We start from the raw sequence: 18522 nt of genomic DNA, 5'->3' as shown, positions 1-18522 counted from the left end.
TCGCAGGGGATGTTAATAAAGGGAGTGTTGTTTATTTACGCCGTTTGCTGATGACGGGCGCGAATTTTAGGGCGAAGGTGACGCCGACGCTGCTCATCGACACCTGTCCGAAGCCAATGTTCCGGGAGGGCAGTTTGATATAGGGCGCGATTAGCAGGGACAAGTCGTCGCTGATGCCGGTCTCTACGCCGAGGGAAAGATTGACGGAGGAAAAGAGGTTGCTGCTGTTGTTGGAATAGTTGAAGCTTTTGCATTCTTCGCGCGGACCGAATGCATTAAAATAGTAATTGCAGTTCTCCCTGGTCATGAAATATGACGATAAGCCGGCGGTCGCGAAGAAGAGGGTATTGCCGGCAACGCTAAAGTCATAGCGCAGATTCAGCGGAATCTCCAGCATGCTGAATGATCCTTTTACAAAGTCCAGATTATGGATGCCGTTGGCGCGGTAGTAGTCGTATGGGGCGTGGTAGTCCTGTGCCCGGGCGGCGTAGTTCTTCCGGTCGAGGAGGAGGCCCGTGCTCAGGTACCAGCGGTTGGCGAACTGGTAGTCGAGGGTGAGTCCGATGGTGCTGCCGGGTTTGTCTCCGGCCAGAGAATTGACGGAAGAGAAATCGGGCGCCAGGAGAGGCCGAACTGGAGCCGCCGGTTGATGCGGAGGCTTTTGTTCTTGCCGATCTGTATCGTTGATTTAGCTGTGTATGCTCTAAGGGCTGAGTCGTCGATCGCGGCCCGTTGCTGGAGGCGGCGGGGTTTTGGCAGATTGGCGTGGGTCAGCTCGCGGGGGAGTTGACGGTGGGTTTGGCCGGGTTGGCTGAACCCCCGGTTGTGGTGTTCCGGCCAATGGTCGCCTCGGTTGTGTTGTTGTTGGTGGCGACGGTGTTTTTGTCCGGGGTGCCGGTGTTTTTGTCCGAACCGCCGGAATTTCTATCGGGTTTGGTGGGGGTGAGTTTGTGGTTGCGTGTTCTGTTGCCGGACGAGTTTGCGGGGGATGACCCGACGGTGGATTTGGGGGCGGAGCCAGATGTGGAATTGCGGGTTGACCCGGTGGCGTAGGTTCGGGAGGTTGTTCCGGTGGTGGAGGTCCCGGAGGAAATTCCGTTGGTGGCTGTTGAGTTGGGGTCTGCGGATATGGCAGAGGGGGTGGTAGTCACTGCGGGTTCGGTGGTAGATGAGGGGGCCTGGCCGCGTTGCCTGAGGTGGCGGCAAGCTGATGGGGTGACGGCCGCGTTGCCTGAAGTGGCGGCAGCACTGGATTGGGTGGCCGGATTGGAAAGGTTCGCCGGGTTGTTTTGGGCGCCGGTTGCTGTGGTCCGGGGACTGGCTGCGGCGGTGGATTCGGCTGTTGCGGACGAGCTGACGGAAGGAGTAGAGTTTATGCTATGTTCTGAATTTTTGGGTAGAGAAATAGACTGGTTTGCGGAGGTCGTTGCCGTGGGGGGACCGCCGGAGGGTTGGTTTTGTGCCGGATGGTGGTTCTTAGCGGCAAAGAAAATGACGCCGGCTACCAATAAGATGGCGGCAGGTGTAAAGTAAAAGGGAAAACGGCGGAAGCCGCGCAGGAGGCCCGAGCCGGTCTTCCCCAGATCGGCATCGAGCCGGGGCGCCAATTTTTCCCGAGGACCGGGGGCCTAAGATGTCTCCCGGGTCATGTTCCCGGGCCGCCTCTCGACTCAGGCGGTCCAATTCTTTATCGGAGAGGTTTAACATAAGCTAAATGGTCAGTTTTTTTTATAAGGATTTTTCTAAGGTTTTCTCTGGCTTTTGAGAGATTGGATTTGGATGACCCGATGGAGATCCCGAGGTGTTCTGCTATTTCTTCGTGGGTCAGTCCTTCTATAACGAACAGATTGAATACGGTGCGATAGGCAGGGGACAGCTGCCGGATGGCCTCTATTATCTCTTTGTAGGAGAGGATATCGATGCCCGTCTCCTGTTTGTCAGCGATATTCTCTGCGTCTTCGGACAGCATCTGGCCGTTGATGTAGGATGCGTTTTTCCGATAGTGGTCGATGCAGGTATTGACCAGGATACGTTTGAACCAGCCCTTGAGCGACGCGAGGACGTCGGAGTGCCGGGTTTCTTCGAACTGATGTATGTTTTTGAAAAGCTTGATAAACCCTTCGTTCATGATCTCTTCCACTTGTTCCAAATTATTTTGATACCGGTAACAAATTTTCACGGCATAGTCCCTGAGCGCGTTGTAAAGCTCTTTTTGGCTTGCACGGTCGTTGGAACGGCAGCCTTCAATTAAGGTCGTTATTGGCGTGTGTCCTGTAATCAATTCGGGTTTGCTGTAGTTGAGTGGTAGATAATAACAACGCGCAAACTAGTCGTCCTAATCCGATAGATACGCAAATGAAATGTTAATGGTTGCTTCAAAGTGGTAGGGAAAAGAATTGTGCCGGTGAATGGTGAGGGTGAGCGGGTTATCGCGGCGGGTGGGCGCTGGGTGACAGGGGGAAGGTGTGGCGCTAGCGCGGCAGGCGGGTGCAGGTGACGGCGATGTCGGCCCTGAGGCTGACCTGGGCCTGGATACCGTTTTCAGTGGCCTGTAAGCCAATCATTTTCAATTGTTTCACTTCGCCGGTGGTGAAGATGCCGGGGGCGATCGTCCTGTTGAGCTGGGCGTTGAGGGTGGGGAGGTTGGCTTTTAGCAGGGCGGCGAGGTCGAGGAAGCTGTTGCCTTTGACGTTCTCGCGGATCTTGTTCTTGAAGAGGATGCGGGCGAGTTTGATAGCGAACTCTTTGCTTTTCAGCTCGTACTGGATATCGGGTACGCGGAGTTCCTGTTTGGTGGTGTCGAGGGTGGGGGTGCCCCAGACGGAGAATTGCCCTTCGTGGCTGCCGCCAAAATCGACTTCCATTTTTATTTTATGGTGGGGCATGCTGCTGACAGTGAGAGTTTTAAGGATCACTTTCTGCCCTGGTATTCAAAGGTCCTGTTGCGGAACGAGTCGTTGAGGAGCTTGTTGATAAATGCATAGTCGTATGTGGCGGGGAGGTAGAGGGTGACGCCGCTGCGATTCGCGCCGCTTTGCAGGGGTGGAAGTGGAGGCAGTCTGACGGGGTTGCTACTGTCGGATCCAAGCTGTGGCGCGCAGCTGATGCCCATGCTGATATTGAAGGTATCCCTGAGGTAGTTGAGGGTGCCGATGCGCATGGCGGTGGGATTGACGGCGAGGTAGCCGTATGGACCGATGGCTATCTTTTGCCAGGCTTTTGTGGCGCTCTGGTGGAGATTGCCGGAGAAGTTCATTTTCGCAATGGAGACGTCGAGTGTTTTACAGAATGCGTTTACTGAGGAGCCGATACTGTCCAGGCTCTGCTGGGTCATATCGATGGAGAAGACGGACATGGTACAGCGGTCGAGTGCGTTCAGCTTGTCGAGGCCGGAGGCGGTATGCAGGCGGTAATCCGGCTGAAAGCTCAGCTGGGTGCTGAATGAGAGGTCGACGCGGCGCATGGGCTCTTTGTCGAATCCGCAGTAGCCGGAGACCCAGGGCGAGACGGGTTTGTCGTTGACGCAGAGGCAGCGTCCCCCGCCACCTGGTAGTGACCCTGGAGGGCGACGGAAAGCCTGTTGTTTACGCATTGAATGGTAAAGCCTGAGCGAACAAACCGGTATTTGTATCTAAAGTCGCAGGAGGTCTGCAGGTAGCCTGGCCAACCTGTGGATATGAATTCTTTTGGTGTAAGGGAGTCTGCGGTGGCGATAAGTGGCTGCCCGACGATTTTGATGGGCAGGTCGATTTCTGAAGGAGGGAGGGCGGGCAGCGCGTCCGACGCGGGGACGGGTGCCGGTGGGGGCGTGGATATTTTTTGGAGGGTCCGCAGGACGTAAGAGCCAGGGTAAAGATCAGGAGCCATTGGGAAAAGGAGAAGAGGCGGCGATGGGAGGTCATGCGTGAAAATACTATTTTATTGCAGTAGTGGCCTCCTTTTTAGTGTTATCAATGATGTCGAGCAGGCCGTCGGAGAAACGGTCTTCGGTGACCTGCCAGAACATGACCCCACCCAGCTGTTTGTGCATGGCGTAGAGCGTCTTGAGGCGGATGGAGGTGGAGTCGTCAAAGGTGGCAAATGTCTTTTGTCTCGCGTTGTAAGCGTAAGGAGCCTGGGCTACCGGATCCCAATGGTATACGTAGCCGCTATCCGGCGACAGTTGCGTGGCCTGGTTCCGGTAGGGTACTCCCCTCTGGAAATGGCAGTTCTGGTAGAGTCCGTTGTTCGTGCTGTCTGCGTCTGCGAAGATACGGGCATAGAAGGCCAGGCCGATGGCGATCTTTTTCATCGGGACGCCGACGGAGTCGAGGAAGCGGACGGCATGGTCGGTGGATTCGATCTGTTCGGGTGTGGAGTAGAGGGCGGTGTGGTGGCCTGTTCGGGTGCTGTAGCCGTTGACGAGGTCGTAGCTCATCAGGTTGATATAGTCGATCAGGGGTGTAACCTGCGTCCAGTCGATGGATGTGCGGAGATAGTCTGTAAAGCCACCCGCCGCGAAGCTGATGAGTTGTTTCCTGCCGAGCTGGCGGCGGAGGAGTACTATCAGGGCGGTGAAATTGTCTTTGTCTCCGGGAGTATAGGCATAGCCGGGAACGTTCTCCAGCGCGGGATATTCCCAGTCGAGGTCGATGCCGTCGGTATGGAAGAAGTTGGTGAGGTCTTTTACGCTGGCAACAAATTCTTTGCGGCCGCTGTCGGTGGAGAAGACGTCGGGGCATGTCTTACAGCCTCCCCAGCCGCCGAGTGAGAGTATGACTTTGAGCCGCGGATTCTTTTCCTTCAGGCTGACGAGGTGCCGGATGATGGCGCTGTCGCCCGCGTTATTTACGGAAAGCTGATTGCCTCTAAGGTGGCAGAAGCTGAAGATGATATGGGTTAGTTTCTGCGTGGGAAAGCTGTCGATGGCGGTGTTGCGGCCGGCGTAGTAGCCGATGACGGCGAGGTCGCCCGCATGATGGGAGCGGTGAGACTGAGCGTTGCCCAAAAATGGGATAAGGACGGCTAAGAATATGTACAGCAGGGGGCGCATAAGCACGGGTTTTTCGAACTGTGAGTGTCTAATATAAGAGGATTGTAATGCCGGACCAAAAGATTAACGGTATATTTAGAGGCAATAAAAAATTACTTATGGAAAGGGGTAACGCCTGGCGACGCCGGGATTTTTTAGCAATGGGACTGGCGGTTATGGCAGGGGGAAAGGGTTTTGAGCGTGGAGGGGGTTTTGTGCGGGACGGGGGTGTCAGGCAGTCTGCCGGGCGGGCGATGACTATCCGCCAGGTGATCGACAGTCTGCAGGCGGATATTCCGGGGACGCCATTTCCGAAGACGGTGGATACCATAAAGGCGGGCGATCAGGACCAGGAGGTAAAGGGTATGGTGACGACGATGTTCGCCACGGATGAAGTTATAACGAAGGCTGCGGGGCTTGGCGCCAATTTTATCATCGCGCACGAGCCGACCTTTTACAGTCATACGGACGAGACTGGCTGGCTGGGTAACGATGAGGTATTGAACTACAAACGGTCGTTGCTGGATAAGCACGGGATCGTGGTATGGCGTTTTCACGACGGGCTGCATGCGCACACGCCGGATGGGGTTCGGTTCGGGGTTGTGCAGGTACTTGGGTGGGAGAAGTACTATAATTTCGACGATCCTCCTCTGGTAGAGTTGCCAGCGATCACGCTACAGGAGATGATCACGCATGTGAAGGAGAAACTGGGGATCGACAAGCTGAAGTATATCGGCGATCCGGCGCAGACGTGCCGGCGCATCGCTCTGATGCCTGGTGCGGCGGGCGGGCAGAGGCAGATAGGAACGATACAGAAGTATAGGCCGGACCTGCTGATCTGCGGGGAGCTGAATGAGTGGGAAACGAGCGAGTATGTCCGGGATGCCCGTTACCAGGGCCGGAAGCTGGGGCTTATCGTGCTGGGGCATGCGGTCAGTGAGGAGCCCGGGCTGGAGTGGCTGGTGCCGGTGTTAAAGAAGAAGGCGCCGGGTATAACGGTGACGCATATACCCTCGGGCGATGCGTTCTCGTGGGGTTAAAAGAGTCGCCCCGCGTGTGCGGGGCGACCTGGAGTTTATTTTGCGAACTGTGATCTGATGACGTTGAGCGCTCCGCCTGCTTTGAACCAGCCGATCTGCTGTTCGTTGTAGGTATGGTTGAGGCTGATCTCGTCCTTGCTGCCGTTCTTGTGGTTGAGGACCATGGTCAGCGGTTTGCCGGGAGCGAAGCTGCCGAGTCCGATGATGTCGATGCTGTCGTCTTCCTGCACTTTGTCATAGTCTTCCTTGTTGGCGAAGGTGAGGGCGAGCATGCCCTGCTTCTTCAGATTAGTCTCGTGGATACGGGCGAAGCTGCGGACTACGATGGCGCGTACGCCCAGGTGGCGGGGTTCCATTGCGGCGTGTTCGCGGGAGGAGCCTTCACCGTAGTTCTCGTCACCTACGACGACGGAGCCTACGCCTTTTGCCTTGTAGGCGCGGGCGGTGGCGGGTACCGGACCGTATTCGCCGGTGAGTTCGTTCTTAACGCTGTCGGTCTTGTCGTTGAAGAAGTTGACTGCGCCGATGAGCATGTTATTCGAAATATTATCGAGGTGGCCGCGGAATTTCAGCCAGGGGCCTGCCATAGAGATATGGTCGGTGGTACATTTTCCTTTTGCCTTGATCAGCAGTCTGAGGCTTTTGAGGTCGGTACCTTCCCATGCGGCGAATGGTGCAAGCAGCTGGAGGCGCTGGGAGTCGGATTTTACTACGACCTGAACGCCGCTGCCGTCTTTTGCGGGAGCCTGGTAGCCCGGGTCGTCGACGGAGAAGCCTTTGGGAGGCAGTTCTACGCCGGTGGGTTCGTCGAGCATAACGTCTTCACCTTTTTCATTCTTCAGCTTGTCCTTCAGGGGGTTGAAGGTGAGGTCGCCGGCGATTGCAAATGCCGTTACGATCTCGGGGCTTGCGACGAAGGCGTGTGTGCTTGCGAGGCCGTCGTTGCGCTTGGCGAAGTTCCTATTGAAGGAGGTGATGATAGAGTTCTTGCGGTTGGGGTCGTCGATATGACGGGCCCACTGGCCGATGCAGGGTCCGCAGGCGTTGGCGAGTACAACACCGCCTATCTTGTCGAATGTTTTGAGGAAGCCGTCTTTCTCGATGGTAAAGCGAACCTGTTCGGAGCCGGGAGTGATGGTGAATTCGGCTTTTGTCTTCAGGTTCTTGTCGATGGCCTGCTGGGCGAGAGATGCAGAGCGGCTGATGTCTTCGTAAGAAGAATTGGTACAGCTGCCGATGAGGGCTACTTCGAGGCGTTCGGGCCAGTTGTTGGCTTTTACGGCTTCGGCGAATTTGCTGATTGGCCATGCCAGATCGGGAGTGAAGGGCCCGTTGACGTGGGGTTCGAGTTCGCTGAGGTTGATCTCGATGACCTGGTCGTAGTATTTTTGGGATCGGTGTATACTTCCTTGTCGGGGCGGAGGTAGTCTTTGATGCCGTCGGCGAGGGCTGCGACTTCTTCGCGGCCTGTGGCTTTCAGGTAGGCTGCCATTTTCTCGTCGTAGGCGAATACGGAGCAGGTCGCACCGATCTCGGCGCCCATGTTACAGATAGTGCCTTTGCCGGTAGCGCTGAGGCTGTCGGCGCCTTCGCCGAAATATTCCACGATAGCACCGGTGCCGCCTTTTACGGTGAGGATGCCGGCGACTTTGAGGATGACGTCTTTCGCGGAGGTCCAGCCGCTGAGTTTACCTGTGAGTTTTACGCCGATGAGTTTGGGCATTTTGAGTTCCCAGGGGAGGCCGGCCATAACGTCTACTGCGTCTGCGCCGCCTACGCCGATGGCGATCATTCCGAGGCCGCCGGCGTTGGGGGTATGGGAGTCGGTACCGATCATCATGCCTCCGGGGAAGGCATAGTTTTCGATAACGACCTGATGTATGATGCCGGCGCCGGCTTTCCAGAAGCCGATGCCGTATTTATTGGAGATAGAGGCGAGAAAATCGTATACTTCCTTGTTGACGTCGAGTGCGGTCGCCAGGTCGGCGTTGGCGCCGGTCTTTGCCTGGATGAGGTGGTCGCAGTGGACGGTGGAGGGGACGGCGACTTTGTCGCGTCCGCAGGTCATGAACTGAAGCAGGGCCATCTGAGCGGTCGCGTCCTGCATGGCGACGCGATCGGGTGCGAAGTCGACGTAGTCCTTGCCGCGTTCGTAGGCGCGGGCTGGAGTTTCGAAAAGGTGGGAATACAGGATTTTTTCGGCTAATGTCAGAGGCTTACCTACTAGCTTGCGGGCGGCGTCCACCTTTGAGGGCAGGGCTCCGTATAACTTTTTAATTAGATCCAGATCGAAGACCATGATGAAATTATTTAATTTGTTAGTAGCTGATAAGACAGATGTTGGTTAAATTACGGTTGGTGACTCGCGAGCCTTCAACGGTACCTGCGGTACCTACCGGGGCCAATGTCTGTCCTTCGGACGCTCCTCGCTGTGCTCGGGCTTTGGGCCGGCAATTTACTTAAAAAAGGCTAAAATTTGGTATATTAGAGCTATGAACAGATTCAAGAACTTCATCGAGTGGCAGGTTTTTGGTGTGTGTACGGCAATTGGAGAAAGAATGGGTATTGCCACTTCCCGTATCCGGACCTGGTTTATCTACATTTCCTTCCTCACGATGGGCTCCCCCTTATCGTTTATTTTGTCCTGGCGTTTTGGATGAACATCAAACGGTATATACTCTCCGCGCGGCGGAATCCGCTGAAATACCTGTAATAACCAGCCGTAACCGGACTGGGTATTTTTTGTTGCAATTCATTTTCAGGTAGGTTGACTGCCATTTTGTTCGTAACTTACCTGAGTGACCCCCTCGCCGGGAATGAGTGACCGCTTACCGGACGGCTGCTGATTAGTTCAAAGCTCTTGACCCTTTGGATATGCATTTGTACACGGTAAAATCCTTTCATTGTTCCAATTTGATTATTCCTACGCAGACTATGGGCAACTGATGGATGATCTGGCGCAGCGGTTGAAGGTGCCTGTCGTCAACAATCAGCTGATTTTTCCGGAGGCCGTAGCCACCGGGAGTCTGACCTTTGTGAAGCTGCCAAACGGGATCCACGTCAATATGGTCAACTGCAGGATGAATCAGGACTGGCTGATCTGCCGCAGGAAGATGAAGGATGAGTATTACACGCTGCGGTTTCACGAGCTGACCATTCCCGAGACGCTGGAGATACGTATTGGCGATGAGCGCATGAGGGAGTCGCATACGACCAGGTCGATCGCGTATCTTACGAATTCGCTGTCCGACTGGGCCTATCTGGGCGCTAAAGGGACAATCTACAAGGGGATCGATATTTTGTTCAATGCGTCCTGGCTAGCCAATTACCTGGGGGTTCAGCATATCGACGACGTGCTTTCCACTTATCTTTCGCTGCAGGTGGAGAATGTACACCGGGAGCCGCTGGACAGTGAATACAGAAGGCTGATACAGGAAATTTCGGAGGTGGATGAGGGCAATCCGATGCGGCTGCCCATTATCCAGAATAGGGTGATGCTTCTCATCGAGCGGTTCTTTATCCGCATTTACGAGCGGAAGAAGAATATATATTTCAATATTCCCATGTCCAAGGCCGATATCGACAGGGTAATGCAGGTGGAGGCGGTGCTGACGAGGGATATTTTCGAGCCGGCGCCTACGATCAGTCGAGCTGGCGAAGATGGTATCGATCAGCGAGTCGAAGCTGAAGAAGGATTTCAAACTTCTTTATGGTGTACCGGTGTACGAGTATTTTCAGAAGGTGCGGATGCAGGCGGCCAAGGACAAGCTGCTGGCGGGCGGGCATTCGGTAAAAAGAGGTTGCGATGGAGCTGGGTTATTCCAATCTGAGCAATTTTACGATCGCGTTCAAAAAAGAGTTCGGTCTGTTACCCAGTAAGTTATTGACAGCTTATTAACAGAAAACGTTAAATAGATTTTACAGCTACTCCGAATCACTTTTTCAGCTAGTGAAAACGGGCCGGCGGGTGTAATTTTACAGTAGTTTTTTGAGCAACAAGCATAGGGTGAACTGGACACGATCCAGTTCGTACACGAAGTGTACAATCAATAGGTGGTATTGGTACAAAAAATTTTTTTATCGAGATTATTTTTTTGGCCCAATTCAATTCAACTGTCCCGTTTTTAATTCCTAACTGGTATACTCCAGTAAATACATGAGTTACATGTATCGATCCAGGAAAGACCAACCCAGATCCAGACTCTTACAACTGAGAAACTACCTTACGAATCTTTACTAACTGTTCCAGTAATCCCTGTAAAAGATCCAGTCGTAGCATATTTGCACCATCGCTCTTGGCTACTGCGGGATTAGGGTGTGTTTCTATGAACAGACCATTGGCGCCGGTGGCAATGGCAGCCTTTGCGATCGTACTGATCAGCTGCGGGTTGCCGCCGGTGACTCCGCTTGTTTGGTTGGGCTGCTGGAGGGAGTGGGTGCAGTCCATTACGACGGGTGTACCGTGTTCCTGCATCCATGGAATGTTACGATAGTCGACGACGAGGTCCTGATAGCCGAATGTGGTACCTCTTTCTGTGAGGACGATCTTGTCGTTGCCAGCCTTCCTTATCTTTTCCACTGCAAATTTCATGGCCGGTCCGCTGAGGAACTGGCCTTTTTTACGTTGACAACCTTGCCTGTGGCTGCGGCTGCGAGGAGGATATCGGTCTGCCGGCAGAGGAAGGCGGGTATCTGGAGGATGTCGACATATTGGGCTGCGGGGGCGGCTTCGTCGTGGGAGTGGATGTCCGAAGTTGTCGGGACATTGTATTTTTCACCGACCTTTTTTATGAGGTGCATGCCGCTGTCATCGCCGATGCCGGTGAAAGACGAGGCGCTGGTACGGTTGGCTTTGCGGTAGGATGCTTTAAAGACGTAGGGGATGCCGAGGTTGCGGCAGATGGCGGATACTTTATCTGCGACTTCCATGACGAGTTCTTCGCTTTCGACCACGCAGGGGCCGGCGATGAGGAAGAAGTTATTTTTGTCGTATGACTGGTCTTTAAAGAGTTGATGTAGGAATTCCATGGCGCAAACCTACGGTAAAATGGTGAATTTGGGTGGGCCGGCGGGTGACGACGGTGGTGGGGCCGGTGGGGAGAGGGTGTGTTTGGTCCCTGTCCGGAGGGGCTGGTCCAATGGGAGCCGGCGGATGGTTTTTTTGGTAGGTTTGCACCCCAAAACCCTATTGTAATGGCTAAAGAAAAAGTATTAGTGATCGGCGCCAGCGGGCAGATCGGAGTTGAGTTGACGCTTGCCCTCCGGAAGATCTATGGCAATACGAACGTCATAGCCTCGGACCTGCGTGAAGAGAACGAGCTTCTGCGCGGCAGCGGCCCCTATGTGTCGCTGGACGTTATGAACAAGGAGATGCTGCACGTCCAGGTGATCCGGCAGAATATCACACAGATCTATTTGTTGGCGGCCATTCTTTCGGCTACTGGTGAGAAGAATCCGAATCTGGCGTGGCATCTGAATATGCAGGGGTTGCTGAATGTGCTGGATATCGCCCGGGAAGAGAAGCTCCATAAAGTGTACTGGCCGAGCAGTATTGCGGTATTCGGGCCGACCTCGCCGAGGCAGAATTGTCCGCAGCGGACGATCATCGAGCCCAGTACTGTGTACGGCATCAGCAAGTACGCCGGGGAGTTCTGGTGCAATTACTTTTTCGAACGTTACGGAGTGGATGTGCGGAGCCTGCGCTATCCAGGGTTGATCAGCTATAAATCGGCGCCAGGCGGCGGCACAACGGACTATGCGGTGGAGATCTTCCATGAAGCGCTGGAAGAAAAGAAGTACACGTGCTTTTTGAAGGAAGACACTTATCTTCCGATGATGTATATGCCGGATGCTATCCGGGCTACGATCGAACTGATGGAAGCGCCGGCTGAAAAGCTGACGGTGAGGACGTCGTATAATGTGTCTGCGCTGAGTTTTTCTCCGAAGGAGATCTCGGCAGAGATCAAAAAGCATATACCTGAATTTGCGGTTCAGTATCAGCCTGACTACCGGCAGCATATAGCGGACAGCTGGCCGCAGAGCATCGATGATTCGGTTGCCCGCGCGGACTGGGGGTGGAAGCCGGAGTATGATCTGACGAGGATGACGAAGGATATGATGGAGAATTTGGATTAGGGTGAGGATTTTGGGGTGGAGTTGAAGAATGACGGGATGTTTGGGGGAAGGACAGTGGCCCATGGTGGTTTTGGAGTATGGAGCGCCGTTTGGGAGAGGGGGTGGTTATCCTACCGTATTGGTGGACTTTGGGTTATTTTCGTTAAATTGCACCTTTAATATAGCCCCGTATGCTGAGAATTTCGACCTGTTTCCTTTTGGTTTTCCTTCTGAATGCTGTGATTGCCGTTGCGGCGCCTGTTGTTGTGGGTGTTATGCCGTCTGCGGGTGTGTCCCGTGCCGGTGGGCAGGGTGTGCCGTCTGCTTTTCGTAATGGTCCATGGCGGGCCTATCTGGAGCGGCAGGATGGCAACAATATCGTTTTCAACTTCGATGTTAGGGACAGTGCGGGGAAGAAGGTGCTGTATATACGGAATGCGGGTGAGCGGCTGCTGGTGGATGATATTTCCAGGGAAGGGGATTCGGTGATCATCCGGCTACCTTTTTATGAGTCGCAGCTGAGAGCGGTGGTGACGAAGGAAGGGAACCTCGAGGGTGTGTGGATGAGGCATCTGGTGTCGGACTGGCAGGCAGTGCCTTTCAAGGCGTTTTACGGGATCAATTACCGGTGGGCCGCGGAGAAGGGTAAGGCGAACGTGGCGGGCCGTTGGGCTGCGGTATTCCGGTCGACGCGCGGTGACGATACGACGTTCAGGGTAGGGGAGTTCAGGCAACAGGGAGACAGGGTAACGGGTACTTTTTTGGATGCGGGTGGGGATCTCCGTTATCTGGAAGGGGTGGTCAGCGGGGATTCGCTGAAGTTGTCCTGTTTTGACGGGACGCATGCCTACTTCTTTTCGGCCCGGATCGAGGGGAACAGGCTTGTTGGCGGGCAGCAGTATTCCGGACCTGTCGCGCATGAGACGTGGACGGCTGTAAGGGATGCGCATGCAAAATTAGAGGATCAGTTTGCGATGACGAAGTGGAAGAAGGATATGCCTTTCACTTTTAGTTTCAGGGATATCGATGGTAAAGAGGTTTCGCTGGGCGAGCCGAGGTTTAAGGGTAAGGTGGTGCTGGTGCAGATAATGGGCTCGTGGTGTCCGAATTGTATGGATGAAACAAGATTCCTGAGCGAATTTTATAACGAGTACCACAGTAAGGGTGTGGAGATTGTGGGGCTGGCGTATGAGAGGAGTACAGATGTTGAGCGTTCGCGGGTGAGCCTGAGAAGTTTTCAGCAGCGCTTTAAGGTGAAATATCCGATGCTGATCACGGGTGTGGCGGTTGGCGACCCGCAGCGCGCGGAGAAGACGTTGCCGCAGCTGGATAAGATATTAAATTTTCCGACTACCATCTTTGTGAATAAGAAGGGGCAGATCGAGAAGATCCATACTGGTTTTAGCGGGCCGGGGACGGGGGAGCACTATACGGAGCAGAAGCAGGAGTTTTATGATACGGTGAATGGGATGCTGGCGAAGTAGGGACCCGGGGGGTGATTTGTGGTTCGCGGGTGGTGCGGCCCGGGGTGGTGAGGGTTCCGGGGTAGTGGCTGGCCGTTGACGGGTGGTGCGGCCCGGGGTGATTTTATTTCCAGAGTACGGTTCCTGTGAATTTATTTTTTTCGATGAATCCCAGCGTGAGGGAGTCCGTGGACTGGCCGCGGTTGTCGCCAAGGACGAAGTAGCGGCCGGAGGGGACGCGGATAGGACCGAAGTGATCACGATTCCAATTTTTTTTATAGGTTTTGAAGACGGCTTCGTCGCGGAGGCCTGGCGGCAGGATATGGCGCTGGCAGGCGAGTCCGTTCTTTTTGACGTATCTGTCCTCGAGGGAAACGTACACGAGGTCGGGGTAGGGTGCGACCGTATAGGACTGGGCTTTGTCGTAGGAGAGTGAGGGGATGGCCTGGGTGCTGACTTTGTATATGTGTTTGAGCCGGAGCTGGCTGTCGGCGTCGTCGCCATTGACGTAGAGCAGGCCTGCCTTTATCTCGACGAAGTCTCCGGGAAGGCCGCAGAGGCGGTGGGTCATAAGCGTTAGGCCGGTGTTGGGAAGTACGGCGCGGTAGCTGATGAGGTCGAAGCGTTTGGGTTTCTTGAGCGGTGTTGATAAATAGATCCGTCCCGGCCTAAGGGCGGGCTCGCTGGCGGGAGTCGTAATTTTCAGCAGCTGCAATGCGGTTGGGTTTTAGGGGAAATAGAGGGTGAGACGTTAAATTGGGGAAAAAAAGCAGGAAAAAAATCTTTTTTTTCCCCAATTCCATTGATGTCGGGACTGGACGGAGTCCAGTCTGCGTCCTAAAATTTCTGTAAATTGCACCCCATGCAACAATATCTCGATCTGTTACAGCATATATTGGATAAGGGGGCCGTAAAGACGGACCGTACGGGGACGGGAACGATCAGCTGTTTTGGTTATCAGATGCGGTTTGATCTTGCGAAAGGGTTTCCGCTGGTGACGACGAAGAAGGTGCATATGAAGAGCATCATTTATGAGCTGCTGTGGTTCCTGAGGGGGATACAAATATTCAGTACCTGAAGGAACATAAGGTATCCATCTGGGATGAATGGGCGGACGAGAATGGAGAGCTGGGGCCGGTGTATGGCAAGCAAGTGGCGGAGCTGGGAAGGCGCCGACGGGAAAACCATCGACCAGATATCGCAGGTGGTCGAGCAGATCAAAAAGACACCGGACAGCCGGAGGCTGATCGTGAGCGCATGGAATGTGGCGGATCTGCCGGAGATGAAGCTGATGCCCTGTCATGCCTTATTCCAGTTCTACGTTGCGGAAGGAAGGCTGAGTTGTCAGCTGTACCAGCGGAGCGCCGACGTGTTTTTGGGGGTCCCTTTCAATATCGCTTCCTATGCCCTGCTGACGCTGATGGTGGCGCAGGTGTGCGGGCTGGAGCCGGGAGAGTTCGTTCATACGTTCGGTGACGTTCATTTGTACAGCAATCATCTGGAGCAGGCGAAGTTGCAGCTGACGCGTAAGCCATTGGCGTTGCCGGTGATGAAACTGAATCCGGCGGTGAAGGATATACTGGGATTCAGTTTTGAGGATTTCAGTCTGGAGAATTATGAAAGCCATCCTGCGATAAAGGCGCCTGTGGCGGTGTAAGGAGATGGCCGTCCCCGGTGGAGTAGCGATGGCCGTCCAAAATAATTTATATGATCATTAGTCTTGTTGTAGCTGCGAGCACCAATAATGTTATCGGGAAGGACAATCATCTGCTGTGGCATCTTCCGAATGATATGAAATTTTTTAAGAATACCACCTGGGGGATGCCGGTGGTGATGGGGCGTAAGACTTATGACGCGCTGGCTGGGGAGCCTTTGCCTGGGCGGTTCAATTTCGTGATCACGCGTAACCGCGACTGGGACCCGCATAATGAGAAGGCTAAGGTGGCGCCGGACCTGACGACTGCGCTGCGGATGGCGGCGGAAACGGACTGTAAGGAAATCTTTGTCATCGGAGGGGGCAGATTTATGCCGAGTCGATGTCTGTTGCCGATCGGATCTATATGACGCGTGTACATGCCATGCTGGAAGGGGACACATTGTTCCCCGAGATCGATGAGAAGATGTGGGTGCTGGTGGACAACAGGGATTTTTCTATCGATGAGAAGCATGCCTACGCATATAGTTTTCAGGTCTGGGAGAGGAGAAAATAGGCCTGGGATAAAAGAATAGCCTATGTATTCCCGTCGTGTACTTGCGCAGAAATATCTTCACTATTATTTTACGGCTGCCAATGGTAAGGGGCATGGTGTTCATTCGCCATTTGTCTATGACTTTATTATCCATGTCCTGAATGACCGGAAGCGGTATGCGGATTACGAGGCGATCGAGGGGCTTCGGCGGCGGCTTCGCGGGGACGGGACTTTGCTCGAGGTAGAGGATCTTGGGGCGGGGTCGGCGTGGAAGGAGGCGAGGCAGCGGACTGTCGGGGATATTACTCGCCGGGCGGCGAAGGCGCCGGGGCTGGGGCAGTTGTTGTACCGGATTGCCCGGTATTATCGGCCTGGGGTGATGCTGGAGTTGGGGACCTCGCTGGGGTTCTCGGCGGCTTATTTGGCGGCCGGGGGAAGGGGACGGCCGATGGCCGCGGGGGAGTGGATGGTGCGGCGGGAAAGGAAAGCAGGTTATGGACGGTGGAAGGTTCGGGGCAGGTGGCGGAGGTGGCGAGAAAGAATCTGGCTGGTTTGGGATTGGATGTGGAAGTGCTGGAGGGGAATTTTGATGGGGTGTTGCCGGGGTTGCTGAAGCGGATCGGGCCGGTCGATCTGGCTTTTGTGGATGGGAATCACCGGCGGGAACCTACGCTGGCTTATTTTGAGCAGTTGATGGGGAATATGGGGGAGAAGGCGATAATTATTTTTGACGATATCCACTGGAGCGCGGAAATGGAGGAGGCCTGGGGTATCATTACCCGGGACCCGCGCGTATATCTTACTGTAGATCTATTTTTTATAGGGATCGTTTTTCTCCGGGAAGAGTTCAGGGTGAAACAGAATTTTACTATCAGGTATTAGGGGTGGATGAGCTGGGGGAATGGTTGACCCGGAGGCGGGGGGCCGTTTTGCCGGGGAAGGGGTGGATTCGCGGGGGCCGGCTGATAAACCCGGGTGGAAGGGGAATTGGCGGCGGGGGTAAAGCGGTTGGCAAGGTTTGGGTGGACTCGCGGCAAGTGGGTGTGGCGGCGGATATTGGGGAGGAGGAAAAAATTTTTGTTTTTGGATGGGGGTAAGGGTTTCTCACCGTGTCATACTATTGATGATGACAAACAGTCTTGGCATTTTATCGTTGGAAGGAGCTGGAAACCAAGGGGTAGAAGCTTTTTTTGAACAGGTCTTTAAGTCGCACTTCAAGGGTCTGCACGCCTATGCCTGTACCATCATAAGGGATTCTGCGCCGGCCGAGGAGATCGTCCAAAACATCTTTTTAAAACTTTGGGAGAAGAGGGAGGAGATCAATATCAGGGAAAATCCCGCTGTTTATTTGTACAGGGCGGTACACAATGAAAGTCTTAATTACCTGCGGCACCGGAGAGTGAGGGCCGCGTATCAATCTCATGCTATGCGTCAACATAAACAAAACGAACAGGAGAAGCCGGCCGAGAAGGTCGTGTTTGGGGAACTGGAGAAGAGGCTGGAGACGGCCCTGCAGGAATTGCCGGAGCAGTGCAGGACGATCTTTCAGCTGAGCCGGTTCGAAGACCTTAAGTACAGGGAGATCGCGGATAAGCTGGGGCTATCCGTGAAGACGATAGAGAACCAGATGGGGAAGGCGTTGAAGCTGCTACGATTGAAGCTTGCTGACTTTTTAGTGATGATATTATGATAGAAAAAAATAACATAGATGATCTCCTGGCGAAGGTGGTCCTCGGGGAATCCACCGGGGAGGAGCTGCGGCATGTCCAGGGCTGGAGGGCGGAAAGCGCCGCAAATGAGCGGTATTTTCAGGACTTCCGGCGGATTTGGGAAGAGAGCAGGAATCTGGCGGTGAAGAGTGAGGTAGATGAGGAGGTGGCGTGGGATAGTTTCAGGCGCAGGGTGAAGGATGGAGAGCGATCACTGGTGGATGAAGGGGAGGCGCCTATGGTGGAGATGAAGCCGCGGAGAAGTTATCGGTGGCTGGTGGCGGCGGCTGCAATACTCTTTATAGCCGTGGGCGGGTGGTTCTTTTACGGCGGCCGGCCGGTGCAGTATCTGGCGGTCAGCTCGGGGGGACAGGTATTGCTGGATACTCTGCCGGAAGGGTCTTTGGTCACGCTGAATAAACAATCTTCGATACGGTATATAAAAGATTTTGCGGGTGTTGACAGGGGGATAGATATGGAAGGGGAGGCGTTCTTTGCGGTGGCACGGGATAAGGAAAAACCTTTTGTTGTACGTACCAATGGGATGACGATCACGGTGCTTGGGACTTCGTTCAACGTGAAAAATTCAGGGGGAAGACGGAGGTTATTGTGGAGACGGGGCTGGTAGAGGTTCGTAAGGGCGGCAAGGTATGGAGGGTTCGTGCTCATGAAAAATTGGTCGCGTCAGCCAATGGTGAGCCGGTAATGGGGCCGAACCAGGATCATTTATACGATTATTACCGGACGCATGTTTTTGAGTGCAATGGTACTCCGTTGTGGAGGCTGGTGGAGAAACTGAATGAAGTTTATCCCGTACATATCGTAATCAGGAATGAGAGCCTTGGAAACAAGCAGGTGACGACGAGCTTTGTCGACAGGTCGCCGGAAGAGATACTGGATATTATCAGGGTAACGTTCCCGGGCAGCAGGGTGGAGCATCCAAGCGAAAAGGAATATATATTGAAATGAAACCTTATTCTTACTTATTTATCGGGG

18 protein-coding genes and 4 pseudogenes are annotated in these 18522 nt (G+C 54.2%); 14 read left to right on the top strand and 8 right to left on the bottom strand.

All coding sequences use genetic code 11. The annotated features are described in order from the left end of the window. Positions 1–31 precede the first annotated feature (31 nt). Positions 32–592 (bottom strand): outer membrane beta-barrel protein, encoded by a 561-nt coding sequence (locus tag ACQ86N_RS35745; RefSeq protein WP_431217721.1) that lies wholly within the window; start codon positions 590–592, stop codon positions 32–34. Positions 593–732: 140 nt separating this feature from the next. On the opposite strand from ACQ86N_RS35745, the gene ACQ86N_RS35740 reads away from it, so the two are divergent. Both ACQ86N_RS35740 and ACQ86N_RS35735 read left to right on the top strand, forming a co-directional pair. Further along, positions 733–1053 carry a hypothetical protein gene (locus ACQ86N_RS35740; RefSeq protein WP_431211218.1) on the top strand — a complete coding sequence of 107 codons (321 nt, stop codon included), beginning with the start codon at positions 733–735 and terminating at the stop codon, positions 1051–1053. A gap of 18 nt (positions 1054–1071) precedes the next feature. After that, positions 1072–1533 carry a hypothetical protein gene (locus tag ACQ86N_RS35735; protein WP_431211217.1) on the top strand — a complete coding sequence of 154 codons (462 nt, stop codon included), beginning with the start codon at positions 1072–1074 and terminating at the stop codon, positions 1531–1533. A 154-nt stretch (positions 1534–1687) separates the two neighbouring features. Here ACQ86N_RS35735 and ACQ86N_RS35730 read toward each other — a convergent pair whose 3' ends face one another. The 3 genes and pseudogenes from ACQ86N_RS35730 to ACQ86N_RS35720 form a co-directional block, all read right to left on the bottom strand. Next, entirely contained in the window at positions 1688–2281 is a 594-nt protein-coding gene (locus tag ACQ86N_RS35730) for an RNA polymerase sigma factor (protein WP_431211216.1), read from the bottom strand. Between the two features lie 190 nt (positions 2282–2471). Continuing rightward, a pseudogene (locus ACQ86N_RS35725) lies at positions 2472–3463 on the bottom strand (DUF4403 family protein). Positions 3464–3913: 450 nt separating this feature from the next. After that, positions 3914–5032 (bottom strand): glycoside hydrolase family 18 protein, encoded by a 1119-nt coding sequence (locus ACQ86N_RS35720; RefSeq protein WP_431211215.1) that lies wholly within the window; start codon positions 5030–5032, stop codon positions 3914–3916. A 98-nt stretch (positions 5033–5130) separates the two neighbouring features. Between ACQ86N_RS35720 and ACQ86N_RS35715 the strand changes: the two genes are divergently transcribed. Beyond that, on the top strand, positions 5131–6051 hold the full coding sequence (locus ACQ86N_RS35715) for a Nif3-like dinuclear metal center hexameric protein (protein WP_431211214.1): 921 nt from the start codon (positions 5131–5133) through the stop codon (positions 6049–6051). 35 nt (positions 6052–6086) lie between these two features. Here the strand turns inward: ACQ86N_RS35715 and ACQ86N_RS35710 are convergent, their stop codons facing one another. Both ACQ86N_RS35710 and ACQ86N_RS35705 read right to left on the bottom strand, forming a co-directional pair. Beyond that, positions 6087–6866 (bottom strand): hypothetical protein, encoded by a 780-nt coding sequence (locus ACQ86N_RS35710; RefSeq protein ID WP_431217720.1) that lies wholly within the window; start codon positions 6864–6866, stop codon positions 6087–6089. A 117-nt stretch (positions 6867–6983) separates the two neighbouring features. After that, positions 6984–8350, bottom strand: a pseudogene (locus tag ACQ86N_RS35705) (aconitase family protein); the annotation flags it as partial. Positions 8351–9711: 1361 nt separating this feature from the next. Between ACQ86N_RS35705 and ACQ86N_RS35700 the strand changes: the two are divergent. After that, on the top strand, positions 9712–9930 hold the full coding sequence (locus tag ACQ86N_RS35700) for a helix-turn-helix domain-containing protein (protein ID WP_431211213.1): 219 nt from the start codon (positions 9712–9714) through the stop codon (positions 9928–9930). A gap of 325 nt (positions 9931–10255) precedes the next feature. On the opposite strand, the pseudogene kdsA reads toward ACQ86N_RS35700, so the two are convergent. After that, positions 10256–10980 (bottom strand): annotated as a pseudogene (gene kdsA, locus ACQ86N_RS35695) (3-deoxy-8-phosphooctulonate synthase). Between the two features lie 264 nt (positions 10981–11244). On the opposite strand from kdsA, the gene ACQ86N_RS35690 reads away from it, so the two are divergent. Beyond that, positions 11245–12186 (top strand): NAD-dependent epimerase/dehydratase family protein, encoded by a 942-nt coding sequence (locus ACQ86N_RS35690; protein ID WP_431211212.1) that lies wholly within the window; start codon positions 11245–11247, stop codon positions 12184–12186. 170 nt (positions 12187–12356) lie between these two features. After that, positions 12357–13649, top strand: coding sequence for a peroxiredoxin family protein (locus tag ACQ86N_RS35685; protein ID WP_431211211.1), 1293 nt, complete (start codon positions 12357–12359; stop codon positions 13647–13649). A gap of 103 nt (positions 13650–13752) precedes the next feature. Here ACQ86N_RS35685 and lepB read toward each other — a convergent pair whose 3' ends face one another. Further along, on the bottom strand, positions 13753–14343 hold the full coding sequence (gene lepB / locus ACQ86N_RS35680; protein ID WP_431211210.1) for a signal peptidase I: 591 nt from the start codon (positions 14341–14343) through the stop codon (positions 13753–13755). Between the two features lie 147 nt (positions 14344–14490). Here lepB and ACQ86N_RS35675 point away from each other — a divergent pair, with 147 nt between their 5' ends. The 8 genes and pseudogenes from ACQ86N_RS35675 to ACQ86N_RS35640 all read left to right on the top strand — a co-directional run bounded on the left by ACQ86N_RS35675 (position 14491) and on the right by ACQ86N_RS35640 (position 18495). Further along, positions 14491–14706 carry a thymidylate synthase gene (locus ACQ86N_RS35675; protein ID WP_431211209.1) on the top strand — a complete coding sequence of 72 codons (216 nt, stop codon included), beginning with the start codon at positions 14491–14493 and terminating at the stop codon, positions 14704–14706. A 63-nt stretch (positions 14707–14769) separates the two neighbouring features. Beyond that, the gene (gene thyA, locus ACQ86N_RS35670; protein ID WP_431211208.1) at positions 14770–15285 is read left to right on the top strand and encodes a thymidylate synthase; all 516 of its coding nucleotides are present in this window, start codon (positions 14770–14772) and stop codon (positions 15283–15285) included. A gap of 50 nt (positions 15286–15335) precedes the next feature. Continuing rightward, positions 15336–15838: pseudogene (locus ACQ86N_RS35665) on the top strand (dihydrofolate reductase). Positions 15839–15860: 22 nt separating this feature from the next. After that, a complete protein-coding gene (locus ACQ86N_RS35660; RefSeq protein ID WP_431218031.1) occupies positions 15861–16430 on the top strand; it encodes a hypothetical protein in 570 nt (189 codons plus the stop codon). Further along, on the top strand, positions 16319–16699 hold the full coding sequence (locus tag ACQ86N_RS35655) for a class I SAM-dependent methyltransferase (RefSeq protein ID WP_431217719.1): 381 nt from the start codon (positions 16319–16321) through the stop codon (positions 16697–16699). Before ACQ86N_RS35660 ends, ACQ86N_RS35655 begins: the two co-directional genes overlap by 112 nt. Before the next feature lie 205 nt (positions 16700–16904). After that, positions 16905–17507 (top strand): RNA polymerase sigma-70 factor, encoded by a 603-nt coding sequence (locus tag ACQ86N_RS35650; RefSeq protein ID WP_431211207.1) that lies wholly within the window; start codon positions 16905–16907, stop codon positions 17505–17507. Next, positions 17504–18154 (top strand): FecR domain-containing protein, encoded by a 651-nt coding sequence (locus ACQ86N_RS35645; RefSeq protein ID WP_431211206.1) that lies wholly within the window; start codon positions 17504–17506, stop codon positions 18152–18154. Before ACQ86N_RS35650 ends, ACQ86N_RS35645 begins: the two co-directional genes overlap by 4 nt. Continuing rightward, a complete protein-coding gene (locus ACQ86N_RS35640) occupies positions 18136–18495 on the top strand; it encodes a FecR domain-containing protein (RefSeq protein WP_431211205.1) in 360 nt (119 codons plus the stop codon). Before ACQ86N_RS35645 ends, ACQ86N_RS35640 begins: the two co-directional genes overlap by 19 nt. Positions 18496–18522 lie beyond the last annotated feature (27 nt).

This window comes from Puia sp. P3, from assembly GCF_050632245.1.
Classification (GTDB): domain Bacteria; phylum Bacteroidota; class Bacteroidia; order Chitinophagales; family Chitinophagaceae; genus Puia.
This window is presented reverse-complemented; position numbering and strand designations above follow the sequence as displayed.